We start from the raw sequence: 13,475 nt of genomic DNA on the forward strand, positions 1-13,475 counted from the left end.
TTAATGCAATAATCAGCTAACAATTTAAGGCTAGCTGATTATTTAATGCATACATTATAGTAGCGGCTATTTTATTAACCTCTATTTAAATGAATAACGAAATATACGTTTTAACACCGAGGTATATTGGTGAAAAAAACCGCCGGTGTTGTATGCAATGCCCTGCTTTTGTAAAGCAGCTTGCACTTGTGGTGCTATTTCTTGGTAGCGTGACGATGGCATATCAGGAAATAAGTGGTGTTCAATTTGAAAACTTAAATGCCCCGTTAAAATATGAAACCAACGCGCCCCTTTAATGTTTGACGACCCAAGCGCTTGGCGATAATACCACTGACCCTGGCTTTCGTTTTCACAATCTTGCTCGTAAAAGGTATGCGTTTGCTCGGTAAAATGGCCACAAAAAATAATGGTTGATGTCCATAAATTACGAATTAGGTTCGCCAATAAGTTACCGCTTAGCACCCATAAAAACAGAGGCCCCGCTAAAAGTGGAAACAGCACATAGTCTTTAATTAATTGGCGCGCCCCTTTACTAAAAAAGCGTTTTTTTAACGTACTATGCGCTACAGCCCCTTTGCGGTTTGGCTTCTTTTTACCTATAAACACACGCTCACCCGCCAGCTCATGGTACGACACGCCCCACTGAAATAGCACACTTAAATTTAAATAGGTAATAAACTGCCAAGTATTTTTTAAACGCCATTTAAAGTCATTACTTAATCTTAATAAGCCATAACCAAAATCGCGGTCTTTGCCAATAATATTAGTGTAAGTATGGTGCTCAAAATTGTGTACTCGGTTCCAACTTTGGCCGTCGCAGGCTATATCCCACTCGTATGTTTTTGAATTAAGCTGTTTGTCGTTCATCCAATCGTATTGACCATGCATTACATTGTGGCCAATTTCCATGTTGTCGAGAATTTTAGCCAAAGCCAGTAACAACACACCCGCCACCCACAATAAAGGCTGTACAAAACCAAGCATTAATAAAATGCGCCCACCTATTTCGCACAGTCGCTGCTTGCGGACAATAGAGCGTATATAATTAGCATCCTTTTGCCCTACTTTGGCAAACGTCGACATTTTTATGCCATCTAAATCTTCGGCTAATTGTTGATAATTTATGGTTGTCATAGCTGTAACTCCAAATCACTGACCGCTTGGCTAACACACAGTTGAATTAACTGCTCGCCGTTATCTGATAACTCACCGGTTTTTAAATTGCGCACCACGCCCGTTTTTTTAATGCACTGGCATTGATGACAAATACCAATCCCACACCCTCGCTGCACAGGTAGTTTTTTTGCCTCAAACTGAGTTAACAACACCTCATTCGCTGCTACGTCGTGGTGATCATTATTAATTTTTACAGTAAATTGACTGTCATCATTTAAGCTTGGCAATGCAAGGCTAAAGGCTTCTTGGTAATAGGTTAAATGATGCTGGTTTGCAAAATGTGCAATTTTTTGCATAAACGCTGCTGGCCCACAGCAGTAAATATCAGGATTGTCATCGATGTTTATATGCGTAGTTAATTGCGGGCTCATATCGCGAGTGAGTAACAAGTAAGAAAAATGCGCATAACGCTCTGCTAATGCGGCAAGTTCTTCAACGCATTGGTGCTCATTAGCTTTTGCAAAATACAGTAATTTGATGGTGTGCTGAGTATTTGCTAATTGCTGGCTAAGCATTGCCAGCATAGGTGTAATACCTGAGCCACCAGCAACAAAGGTGCTGGCTTTATGCCAGCTTTTAAATACAAAGTCGCCACTTGGCGCAGAAATATTACACCACGACGGCGCCTTTAATGTGCTTTGCAACTGAGCTGTAAAACGTCCTTGCTCATTGGTTTTAATTAAAACTCGCAGCAATCCGGTTGCTTTGTATTGCGCGGGGCTGCAAGCAAGCGTAAATAAACGGGTAAGCAAACGCCCGTTGAGCTCAAGCGTTAAACTAATATGCTGGCCCGCAATGTGGGCGCGCCACTGTTTATTGGGTTTAAGCGTTACACTTAAAAACTGACCACTCAACGCGTGTACATCAACAATTTGCGCACGAAAAAAGCCGGCTCGCCATGCAGGTTTAACGACCTGTATTAAAGGCTCTATGTAAGCGGCAAAGCTTTGATGGTGTAAAAACCATTTTGAAAATTGGTCTAATACCGAAGTTAACATGGTGATTAATTCTCTACTTAAATCGACTACCCATCACTTTGTGTTAAGCGAATTCAAGCAAACACATGTGCTGGGCTTTAAATATTTGAGCCTACACGTGTAAGCTCAACTTTCAGCGCACAAGTGTACGCTCGAATTTTTAAATTTCAACCCTAATAGGGTAATTATTCAATTTTTTTAAAGCGGTCTTTAATTCCTATACCCGTAAAGTTAGTTAAACACCTGAGGGACATAAACAAGCTCATTAAGCTAAAAACCAACATTAAAGCGGTTAAATAGTGTGCAATTTCATTCATCCCAAATACTTAACACTGTGATCAATAGCGTGCTAAGGTAGTTAAAATTTAGTTAATTTTGGAAGCCATTATGAACAAAGTAACAACGCGTAAAAAATTTTCTACACTCGCCACAGCCAGTTGTGCATTGGCATTTTCGGCGCTTACCAGCCTTAGTGCTCATGCAGTTGATTTTAAAGAACTGGATAAATTAGCGCTTAATGTAAAACCGGTCACTGTTGCCCAAGGGATTTCTATTCCCTGGGCTATTGAGGCTCTACCAAACGGTGATTTATTAATAACCGAGCGCAGTGGCACCTTATATTTATTGCGTAAAAATACCACCAGCTTAACTAAAATTTCTGGGCTACCTAAAATTGATGCCAACGGCCAAGGCGGCCTACTTGATTTAGAGCTGCATCCTGATTTTGCTAATAATCAATGGCTGTATATCACTTACTCAAGCAGTGAAGGTGACGGTGCTGGCAGTAACACCGCACTTATGCGCGCAAAATTAAGTAACGATCACAGCCAATTAAGCGAGCCACAACAATTATACAAAGGCGAGCATAATTCTAAAAAAGGCCAGCACTACGGCAGCCGTATTGTGTTTGATAACCAAAATTATGTGTATTTTTCGATTGGCGATCGCGGCTCGCGAGATATTAACCCACAAGATTTAAGCCGCGATGGCGGTAAAATTTATCGTTTACACGACGATGGTAAAATTCCAACCGACAACCCATTTGTAAAACAAAAAGACGCAAAATCAGCGATTTGGTCTTACGGGCATCGTAACCCACAAGGCATGTGGTTCGATGGTGAAAATAATGTATTTTGGGCACACGAACACGGCCCCCGTGGCGGCGATGAGCTTAATATGATTAAGCCTAAAACTAACTACGGCTGGCCAGTGGTAAGCTATGGTATTAACTACAGTGGCACCTCGTTTACCGATTTAACCGAAAAATCAGGCATGCAAGCGCCCACATTACAATGGACACCCTCTATTGCTCCTTCAGACATGCTGCTCGTAAAAGGTGACAAGTATCCTGAGCTTAAAGGAAAATTTTTACTCGCTTCAATGAAATACGCGTTTATTAGCGTACTTGAAATAGCAGATGGCAATGTCGTTAAACAAAGTAAATTACTGGAAGGCATTGGTCGTATTCGCAGTCTAGCACAAAGTGATGATGGCACTATTTACTTAGGATTGGACGGCCAAGGCATTATGCGCCTTGACCCACAATAATCTTTTAATAAGCTAATTACAGTAACAGCAAACTTTTTGCGTCTTCACTGCGTATTGTTTCTGTAATTAGCTAATAAACAACGAGGGTGTTGATGTTTTCATTTTTAAAGCCAGATCCAATCAAAAAATTACGTAAAGAATACGACGCAAAATTAGAACAAGGCATGCAAGCGCAAAGAAAAGGCGATATAAAAAGCTACGCTATGTTAACCGACGAGGCTGAAAAAATTTGGAATGAAATAGAAGCGCTCGAAGCCAAAAAAGCCCAGTAAACATTTAACCAAATGAGTTTAAACCTATACCCCGCATTAACAGTGCGGGGTTTGTATTTCCCAGACTAAATAACTTCGATAAACATTTATCCAACTAAGTAAAATTAGATACACTTCTTATAAGTTCACTTTGCATTTCCCCCATCACGTTATTACAGCCCTATTGGTGCGACACTCAAAAGCCATTTTATTTCTCGCATAATCAGTTGTTTACATTAAAGTTAATTAGTGGAATTATTAACCAATAATTACTTTCCTCTGTTTGAGGGATATCCACTTTTAGGTCACGGGGTATTTATGGAATTTAAGCAAGCACAAAAAGACATGGATCTCGCCTATTTTGGTGGCGCAACAGGTGTTGTTATTTCTGGGTTAGTTTGGTGTTTTGCTGGTTTAATTGCAGTACTGTATTCAACTAAAGCGAGTATGCTTACCCTGTTTATTGGTGGTATGTTTATACACCCGCTGGCTATGTTGCTATCAAAAGTACTTAAGCGCCCTGGACAACATGACTCCACAAACCCATTAGGCAAACTTGCTTTAGAAAGTACCGTTATTTTATTTGTTGGTTTTTTCCTCGCCTTCTATGTTTCTAAGCTGCATCTGCAATGGTTTTATCCAATAATGCTGTTGGCAATGGGTGTGCGTTATTTAATTTTTAATACTTTATATGGTGCAAAAGTTTATTGGCTTTTAGGTGCTGTGCTTATGCTAGCGGGAGTAGTTTGTATATTATTAAATGCTAACTTCGTCATTGGTGCTTTTGTTGGTGGCATAACAGAAGTTATATTTTCTATTGTGATCTTCAATAAATCAAAAGAGTCAGCAGTAAAAGCCTCGTAGCGAATTGTTATCTAAAAGGAAAGTTACAGATAAAGATACTCTTAGCTTAACACTATGCATCATTAACTTTAACGTCTCCATTATTTAAAAAATAGAAGTACACTGTCAGCACAAATGTAACTTAAATTTTTGCTAACAGTCCACTAATTCTCAGGCTATTTATATTCTACCTTGGCGGTTAAGCGATTAAATAAACTAGGGAAAAACCGTTTTATAAACGGTGCCCAACCACTCAACCCTTGGCCTATTACAACTTCGTCTTTTTTATTATAGATTGCGGTGAGCATTTTCGATGCGGCTACATTTACATTCATACCATTTTCTATTGAAGGCTCAGGTTTGTTTTGTGCCTCTCCTTGCTCGTTCAATGAATTATGGGCAATTGCTGTTTTAATTGAGCCAGGGCAAATAGTTAAGCAATGTATATTGTGCTGCGCGACTTCGGCGCGTAAGCAATCCATAAAGCCTACTACAGCGTATTTACTGCCTGAATAACCCGTTCTAAATTTAGAGCCCACTTTGCCTGCCACGCTACTAATAGCCACTACAGAACCACTTTTTCGCGCCACCATTGAGGGTAGCACTGCTTTAGTGAGTGCAATTAAACCAAAGTAATTTACTTCCATGAGTTGGCGGTACACTTTAAAGTCGTTTTCTAAAAATAAACTACGCTGCGAAATTCCGCCGTTATTAATTAAAATATCAATCGGGCCTAAGCTATCTATTTGCGCTGATACATCCTGCAGTACGATTTCGGGCTTTGATAAATCAAGCGGTATTACCCGATGCCCTTGCCCTTTTAACTGTTCTTTTATCTCGTTGAGTTTATCAACGTTACGCGCTGATAAAATAACCTTCGCACCTTGCTCTGCAAATTGTTTTGCAAGCTCTTCACCAATACCTGATGATGCACCGGTGATCCATACTGTTTTATTGTTATAATCCATGGTTTACCTTATAGTCTTTGACTGATTATGCTTTAGTTGGGCCCGCTATTTCATTAACTTGCTGTTCTAAATTTTTATAAAAGCCCATTAAAAATAACAGCTCTGCGGTGACATACAAAGGGCCAATAATTAAACCCACTAAATCATCAACAAAGGCGGGCTTTTTGCCTTCAAAATAATGACCAATAAACTGTAACACCCAGCCAAATACAAACACACCCACACCAATCGTCAGCCATGATGTAAAGGGCATTGCGGCGATAGGCTGCGCTGCCACTAACAATACAGTAAAAATAATGCCCATGATTAAACCTAGCGAAAAGCTCAGCATAAAATAGTAAACCACACTGGCAAGGACAAAAAGCTGCGCCCCATCGACATTAAAACTCCCTATGGGAATTTCAACACGCGCGAGTAAGCACAATGCCGCAAATACAATCAGTGGAATACCAAAAAAGTGAGTTAATACGTTACGCTTTGAACGATGATACAAGCCATACTGGCCAAGTTGTTGTTGTAGAGTTTTCATCGGTTGATCCCGTTGTTATTTTTATAAGCAAAGTTCACCTTATAAAAAAGTGCGCACAATAACAACAAATACCGATGGTTATAAATTAAAAGGCTAACTAATGGCTCTCTAATTGGGTATTGATGTAAGCTATTTAAAATAAATGTTTAACTGTTGGCCCTTGTAATATAAGGAAATCATCATGTTATTAAAAGCTCTAGCCATAGGCTTATTACTTGCTTTAGGCGAGATAATTAATGGCAACATTCGGGTGCGAGTTCTGCATCGATTATATGGGCAACGACGCGCTAAAACGCTTAGTTTACTCTCAGGCATCGCCATTATTTTTGCTATAGCTTGGTTAGCCCTGCCATGGGTTGCCCCTACAAACTACCTAGATTGTTTTAAATTAGGCTTAATGTGGCTAATAATAATGCTTAGTTTAGATATTTTTGTGGGTAGGTATTTATTTAAATATAAGTGGCAGAGAATTTTTGATGACTTTAATCTCTTTAAAGGCAACTTGCTTAGTGTTGGCATGTTGATACTTTTTATATGCCCAAGCTTGGTTTTTTGGTTGCAGATGAAAGTTATGGTTTAGATCACTGCTCTATAAGCGCAGCGTCTCTTCGCTCTCTTTGTGTATTAATCACTTAAAAATAATTTAAACTGATAGAAATGAATGAGGAATAAATGAGTAGAAAAATTTATTTATTTCAGCTACTTACTTTAAAAGCACAGCGTCTCTTCGCCCTCTTTGTAAATTGATCATAAAAAACAGTATGAACTGAGAGAATTGAATGAGGAGAAAATGAGAAGCCATAAAAAGTATGCTTTAGATCACTGCTCTAAAAGCGCAGCGTCTCTTTGCCCTCTTTGTGCATAATTCTTAAAATCTATTTAAAATCAGAAGTAAATGAGCTTGCAACGTGTCGTTATCTAAACTAATGCGGTTACAAACTTGCCTTTTTCATGCGTAGGTTGCATGGCCATTCGATCAGTGCCTTTTTCGTATTCTTGCTCCAGCATTTTTTGTAACTCTGCAAGCTGCTCTTTAATGGTGTCTATATCAGCACCTTGCTCTTGAAGTTTTTCTGCCAATGCTTCGATTGCTGCTTTTAACTCAGCAATTTTTTCTTTATCAACTCCTAATCGTTGATAGATAAGCGCCTCTTGCGCATTTTCTAAAAAGCTTTTGTCTTGTGGCTTAGCGCTTGCGATTTGCGTTTGTTCGCTATCGCTGGTTTTAGCTGTTGCCGCAGGGCCAGAAGTTGCCGCTACTTCGTCAGCTTTTGCCGGTTTATTTATTGTACTAACATAAGTATTGTATTGATTTTTAAAGGTTATTGATGTCATCAGCTCAAATCCATTTTTGCGTTAAAATATCTATCTTTAACTATTTTCATTTAGATACTTGTATGTGAATAACTACAGCAACTTTAATACCAACTTATATTTGTTATTCGCTTCGCTTTAACTCTTTATTTTAAATTAAGCCCATTTAGCTCATTACGCACCCATTGCTTATCGAGATATTGCTCTAAATTCAGCTGGGCAAATTTTAAAAAGCTGCGCGCAGCATGAGAAATATGCCTGTCTGTGCGCACTACAAAATACCAATGGCTGGCTAAGCAGGTGTCGGTTACATTGAGCACTTTAAAACTGTTATCGCCTTTAGGTAATACATGATGAGAAAGCACCGCAATCCCCATTCCCGAGGAAACAGCAACCCGTATGGCTTCGTTACTGGCCATTTGCACACTATCACTAAGGACTAAACCACGGCTTTGTAATTCGCTTTCAAAAAGCATACGCGTAGCAGAGCCTGGCTCTCTTAATAAAAATCGATATGGCATTAAATCAGCTAATGTTAATGCTTTTACATCGGCAAGCGGATGATCAAGCGGCACAATAAAGACCAAGGGGTTATGTAAAAAACGCGCGGCTTGGGCATGTTCAAGTGATGGTGGGTGGCTAAACACATAAATGTCGTCTTCTCCACGCTCAAAACGCGCTAACACTGCAGAGCGGTTGCCAATTTCCAATGGCAGCTCTACATAGGGATGGGCATTACTGTAAGGCCCGAGTAACTTAGGCAAAATATATTGTGCAGTGTTTACCATGGCAATTTTACAGCGCCCGCGCTCCCCGCCTTTAACCTCGGCTAAATAGTCTTGGTAATCATCAAAGTGCCCAAACACTTGCTCACAAGTTCTAAATAATTGTAAGCCAGCCTCGGTAACCTGTAATTTTTGCTGTTGCATAACAATTAAAGGCTCATTAACGGTTTCTTGTAAGCGCTTAATTTGCAAAGAAACGGTAGGCTGGGTTAAATGCAATTGCCGAGCTGTTTCGCTAATGGAGCCGGTTTTAACTACACTCATAAAGACTTCGAGTAGCCTAAATGATAGTTGCCTTATGTTCATTACTCACCTCATAGATTTTTATCTATAAGATACTATCATTCATTTTATTATTTGCTATACAAAGATAGGCTTACAATAGCGCCGCTTAACAAATTGAGTAACTAATAACAAAAAGGAGAACAGTGTGCCTGATATCGTCGTAATGTTTTTTATTTTAGGATTAGTGGCGGGGATTTTACGTTCTGATTTAGCGATACCTAAAGCCACTTATGACACGCTAAGTCTATTGTTAATGCTCACCATAGGGTTAAAAGGTGGCATGGTGCTGCATGGAAATTTAAGCTGGCAGCTTCTTCCTGAAATGGCCTCGGTTATGTTACTCGGTGGCCTTATTCCCCTCACTCTTTACCCTATTTTAAAATATGTTGTTAGACTCAGTGTGGCTAATAGCGCCAGTATTGCCGCGCATTATGGCTCGGTAAGCGCAGGTACCTTTGCAGTTGCATTGGCTTATGCAGAGTCAGCTAAATTAGAGGTAGGTGCTGAGGTTACACTGTATTTAGTGATGCTCGAATTACCTGCCATTATTGTCGGTTTAATGCTTTATCGTAAACTCGATAAACAACATAGCCAAAGTAATACACTGTCACTCAAAGCGCTTTGGCACGAAACACTTACTAACAAAAGCGTGATTTTGTTAGTTGGCGGTGTGATCATCGGAATGATGTATGGCACACAGCAAGGCAGTCAAGTAACCAGTCTTTTAACCAGTAGTTTTAAAGTAGTACTGGCATTGTTTTTACTTGAAATGGGTTTAGTGGCTGCGCAAACTCTGCGCCCATTTCCTTGGCAGCATTGGAGACTCGCTGCATTTGCTATTATCACTCCGCTATTTTTAGGTACTATCGGCGTGGCTGTAGGCACACTATTAAAATTAGAATTAGGCTCGGTGGTGATACTCGGTAGTTTAGTGGCTAGTGCGTCTTATATTGCAGCCCCTGCGGCAATTAAAGCAGCCGTTCCCAAGGCTGATATTGGCCTAGCTATGCTCAGCTCTTTAGGGGTAACGTTTCCGTTTAATGTGATTGTTGGTATTGGTTTGTACCATAAGCTTGCGCTTGCCATGCACTAAAATAAACACCAATAAAAGCCCAACATGGGCTTTTATTTTTTAACTATGCCCCGCCATTACTACGTTATCACCCTCTTTAAAAAATCAACAAATATAAAACAAAAACGCTAACTTATTTCTACAATCAGATTGCAATTAAGCGATTAGTTTACGTAAAAAAACATTTTAAAAATTATTTTGATTGAGCAATTAAAAAACACTTTACTTGGTATAAAAAGCAGCATAAATTCGCAGCCAAATTAACCTGCTTCAAATAATCGCGCCACTATCACACCTAAATCAGCAATTATTTAAACCCTTTTTATCGGAATAATCTAATGGTGGAACTTGCCGCTAATAGTAAATCAAATAATCCTTTAGCCCCTGTTATTGGTTTATCTTTTTTTGCTATTGCTTCGGGCTTTTTAATGAGCCTGATCCCGTTATCACTGAGTGCTTTTAAGTTAAGTATTGATCTTGCGCCTTGGCTTGCCAGCGTCTTTTATTTTGGTTTACTTATTGGCGCGCTGTGTATTGAGCGTGTGGTAGTAAAAATTGGCCACCGTATGGCATTTATCGCATTTTTAATGTTGCTGATCATCAGTGTTATTGCGCAGATCATTTCCCCTACAGCCACAATGTGGTTAATTGCTCGCTTTGTTGCTGGTATTGCTGTTGCGGGAGTATTTGTAGTGGTTGAGTCGTGGTTGTTAATGGCGAATACACCTAAGGCGCGAGCTAAACGCTTAGGTTTATATATGACCTCTTTATATGGTGGCAGCGCTGTGGGGCAATTAGCAATCACACCGCTTGGCACTGAAGGTGCCGTACCGTATTTATTTGTCGTGGCCCTTTTGGCGTTGGCTATTTTAGCTCCATTATTAATTACCACAGGCCAACCTAATGCTCAGCAATTACAAAAGCTGCCACTTAAAGAGTTAAAAACTCTCAGCCGCCCTGCTATTTTAGGCTGTTTAGTATCAGGATTATTACTAGGCCCCATTTACGGGTTATTACCTATTTATATAGCCGCGCAAACTGATCAAGCCCAATATACCGGCTTACTTATGGCGGTGATTATTTTAGGTGGCATGCTGGTGCAACCTTTAGTGAGTTATTTATCAACCCGTATTATAAAAAGCTTACTTATGGCTATTTTTTGTTTTGTTGGTGCTGCCAGCGTAATGGGAATATTAAACGCGCATAGCTTTGGCGGATTAGTTGTAAGTTACTTTGTATTAGGTGCGTGTAGTTTTGCACTTTATCCGATTGCAATTACTTTAGCGTGCGACTCGTTACCTATGGCAAAGATAGTGTCAGCCACTGAAATAATGCTGCTCAGCTACAGTGTTGGCTCTGTATTAGGCCCGTTGTTGGCAACGCATTTTTCTGATGCAAGCCATGGTGTGCTTATTTATTTAGGTGGTTGTTTAATTACCACCTGTATTTATATGCTCATAAAAAGTATGAAAAAAATACCCACAGGTAACACCCCTGTTGCAGGTTAACTAACGCAATAGACCGCTTAAGCTTATTCGTTTGCCACTAAGCGGTTTATACCTGCGCTACCACTTTACTAGCTATGTTTTTTAACTCTTTTAGCTCAATTTGATACTCGTTTATGAGCTCGTCAACAAAACAGCTGCGGTTGTTGTCATCACTTATGATAAACACCTTGTGTTTAGCACGAGTGAGCGCCACATAAAATAAGCGTCGCTCTTCGCTATGGGCATACAAATCTTTAGCGGGTAACAGAGCTTCTAACATTGCCGGCGATGGCTTAGTGCTCGGAAATCCAAATTGCCCGCCATGCATACCTAATATAACTACATAATCGGCTTCTTTACCCTTTGAACCATGAAAGGTATCACACTCAATTTGTAATGAAGAAAAGGTGTGCTCCAAGGCGTTAATGTCAGCTTTAGTAGGTAACTGATAGCGATAGCGTGCCAGTAAATACACAACAGCGGGCTTATTTTTATTGATAGTGTCGAGTAAATGGGCAAGTGCCCCATTATTTAGCTCAGCTATTTTTGTATTTTTGCTTGAGATAACATTCGCTGTTTTTAATACGCTAATAGCGGGCTTTATCACTTGTGATAACGAGTTAATTTGCTTAGCTAACTGGGCAGGGTTTTTCATGATAAAACATGAAGCAACCTCACTAATTTTATTATTAAAACGAAACGTAACATCCAGTATGGTTTGTGTAGTAAAACCAAAATGTGCGGCAAACTCTGTGGTCAGGCGCATATCAGCACCACTAAAACGGTAAATAGCTTGCCAGTCATCGCCTACTACAAACAATGAGCTCCTGGGCTTACTATCGCGCAGCGCTTTAACCAATGCCGCACGCGTGGGCGATATATCTTGAAATTCATCGACCATGATATAACGCCAAGGTGAAGCAAATTTCCCTGCAGTGACGTAATCAAGAGCTTTGAGGATCATATCGTCAAAGTCTATTTCACCTTTAGTATGTAAATAATGGTTATAGTTGGCTAATAATGGCTTTAATAGTTTCCAAGTCTGCTGTAACTGCTTTGAGTCGCTTTCAAAGGTTTTGTTTGCTGTTTTATACACGCTAATTAATTGACTAAATAAAGTTGCTAATTTGGTTAAATGACCGCCAGTTTTTATCTCTTTTAGAAGCGCTATATGGTTAGGCTTTGCAGCACTAAATTCAAACCCACTTTTAACGTCATTAAAATTGTTATTTATATAGTTTACCAATGCTTTAGCATACTGTGGCTTAGCATTAGCAAGCGATTCAAAACACCCTTCAACCCATTTTATTTTAGCTTTTTCGTTTTCAGCAAGTTTAGATATTTTAGGCGTTTTTCTCTCAACCTCACTAATAATTGTTAAACCTAAGCTGTGAAAAGTAGCGGTTTTTATAGCCTGTGTATTCAGCTTAGCTTTAATACGTTCGTCCATTTCACTGGCAGCTTGCTTACCATAGGCGAGTAATAAAATATCATCGTAATTAGCTTGCTCACTGTTAACTAAATAGCCCGCTCGCGCCACCATTACACTGGTTTTACCTGTGCCGGCTCCGGCTAATACGAGGTTATTATCGTCATCGATGATGCATGCCCGTCTTTGCTTTTCAGTAAGTGGGTTTGCTTCAACGTTATCGAAAAAACCAGCATAACGCTGCAACTGTGTCTGTGTGTATTTATGCTGTAAAAAGCGAGTTAATGAATCGCTCCACTGACTATATTGTTCGAGCAGTTTTATTTGTGTGCTAACAACTGCCAATGCCTCACTCTTTTTTATCCAAGGTAACCAGCGGTTGTATTGTTGTTTAACGCGCTGTTTTATATCTGCCACATAGGATTGACGCAAAAATTGATGATGTGCAAATTGGTTAATATTTTCTAGCAGCTCATTTAATGGTTCAATATTATTATTGACCCATAGCTGATCCGTCTTGGCTTTAAGTATTCGGTGACTGCCATAAGCCCTCATCCACACTCGATACTGCCTAGACTGTGTTGAAAAACGTAGTGTTTGTCCAAAAACCCCATATTCATAACAAATAGGCGAGGTTAAATCGCACCAATTCAGTGTATCTGTGTGCTTTTTGTTGTTAATGACTAAACCTTGTTGATTAATATCAACAGCGAGGTGTGGGGTAAACAGGCGGCCAAATACGCTGGGGAAAATAGAATTCATTAACAGCAGAATTCCTTTATAAAAATGAACCAATTAACGCTATTTTAAG

At 39.6% G+C, this 13,475-nt stretch carries 13 protein-coding genes; 6 read left to right on the forward strand and 7 right to left on the reverse strand.

What is annotated here, in order from left to right; genetic code table 11:
- Positions 1–81: 81 nt before the first annotated feature.
- Positions 82–1,134 (reverse strand): acyl-CoA desaturase, encoded by a 1,053-nt coding sequence (locus QL986_RS01655; RefSeq protein ID WP_036954487.1) that lies wholly within the window; start codon positions 1,132–1,134, stop codon positions 82–84.
- Positions 1,131–2,174 (reverse strand): FAD-binding oxidoreductase, encoded by a 1,044-nt coding sequence (locus QL986_RS01660; protein WP_290191055.1) that lies wholly within the window; start codon positions 2,172–2,174, stop codon positions 1,131–1,133. The genes QL986_RS01655 and QL986_RS01660 overlap by 4 nt, the downstream gene beginning before the upstream one ends.
- A gap of 366 nt (positions 2,175–2,540) precedes the next feature.
- Between QL986_RS01660 and QL986_RS01665 the strand changes: the two genes are divergently transcribed.
- From QL986_RS01665 to QL986_RS01675, 3 genes are all read left to right on the forward strand, one after another.
- Positions 2,541–3,701 (forward strand): PQQ-dependent sugar dehydrogenase, encoded by a 1,161-nt coding sequence (locus QL986_RS01665; RefSeq protein ID WP_290191056.1) that lies wholly within the window; start codon positions 2,541–2,543, stop codon positions 3,699–3,701.
- Between the two features lie 92 nt (positions 3,702–3,793).
- Positions 3,794–3,973, forward strand: coding sequence for a DUF6435 family protein (locus QL986_RS01670; RefSeq protein WP_024603117.1), 180 nt, complete (start codon positions 3,794–3,796; stop codon positions 3,971–3,973).
- Positions 3,974–4,201: 228 nt separating this feature from the next.
- Positions 4,202–4,816: a hypothetical protein gene (locus tag QL986_RS01675; protein ID WP_290191057.1), complete on the forward strand. Its 615-nt coding sequence runs from the start codon at positions 4,202–4,204 to the stop codon at positions 4,814–4,816.
- 155 nt (positions 4,817–4,971) lie between these two features.
- Here QL986_RS01675 and QL986_RS01680 read toward each other — a convergent pair whose 3' ends face one another.
- Positions 4,972–5,763 carry an SDR family oxidoreductase gene (locus tag QL986_RS01680; protein ID WP_290191058.1) on the reverse strand — a complete coding sequence of 264 codons (792 nt, stop codon included), beginning with the start codon at positions 5,761–5,763 and terminating at the stop codon, positions 4,972–4,974.
- 25 nt (positions 5,764–5,788) lie between these two features.
- On the reverse strand, positions 5,789–6,292 hold the full coding sequence (locus QL986_RS01685) for an Mpo1-like protein (protein ID WP_290191059.1): 504 nt from the start codon (positions 6,290–6,292) through the stop codon (positions 5,789–5,791).
- A 181-nt stretch (positions 6,293–6,473) separates the two neighbouring features.
- Here QL986_RS01685 and QL986_RS01690 point away from each other — a divergent pair, with 181 nt between their 5' ends.
- Positions 6,474–6,872 (forward strand): hypothetical protein, encoded by a 399-nt coding sequence (locus QL986_RS01690; protein ID WP_013465114.1) that lies wholly within the window; start codon positions 6,474–6,476, stop codon positions 6,870–6,872.
- A 338-nt stretch (positions 6,873–7,210) separates the two neighbouring features.
- Here QL986_RS01690 and QL986_RS01695 read toward each other — a convergent pair whose 3' ends face one another.
- Together QL986_RS01695 and QL986_RS01700 are read right to left on the reverse strand one after the other, a co-directional pair.
- Complete coding sequence (locus QL986_RS01695) at positions 7,211–7,627, reverse strand: hypothetical protein (protein ID WP_290191060.1); 417 nt, start codon at positions 7,625–7,627, stop codon at positions 7,211–7,213.
- Positions 7,628–7,752: 125 nt separating this feature from the next.
- Positions 7,753–8,697 carry a LysR family transcriptional regulator gene (locus QL986_RS01700; protein WP_290191061.1) on the reverse strand — a complete coding sequence of 315 codons (945 nt, stop codon included), beginning with the start codon at positions 8,695–8,697 and terminating at the stop codon, positions 7,753–7,755.
- Positions 8,698–8,821: 124 nt separating this feature from the next.
- Here QL986_RS01700 and QL986_RS01705 point away from each other — a divergent pair, with 124 nt between their 5' ends.
- The gene (locus QL986_RS01705) at positions 8,822–9,769 is read left to right on the forward strand and encodes a sodium-dependent bicarbonate transport family permease (protein WP_024603122.1); all 948 of its coding nucleotides are present in this window, start codon (positions 8,822–8,824) and stop codon (positions 9,767–9,769) included.
- Positions 9,770–10,086: 317 nt separating this feature from the next.
- A complete protein-coding gene (locus QL986_RS01710; protein WP_128583790.1) occupies positions 10,087–11,256 on the forward strand; it encodes an MFS transporter in 1,170 nt (389 codons plus the stop codon).
- A gap of 46 nt (positions 11,257–11,302) precedes the next feature.
- Here QL986_RS01710 and helD read toward each other — a convergent pair whose 3' ends face one another.
- Entirely contained in the window at positions 11,303–13,426 is a 2,124-nt protein-coding gene (gene helD, locus QL986_RS01715; RefSeq protein WP_290190518.1) for a DNA helicase IV, read from the reverse strand.
- Between the last annotated feature and the right edge of the window lie 49 nt (positions 13,427–13,475).

Origin of the sequence: Pseudoalteromonas sp. APC 3250 (assembly GCF_030407915.1) — a bacterium.
Lineage (GTDB): Bacteria > Pseudomonadota > Gammaproteobacteria > Enterobacterales > Alteromonadaceae > Pseudoalteromonas > Pseudoalteromonas tetraodonis.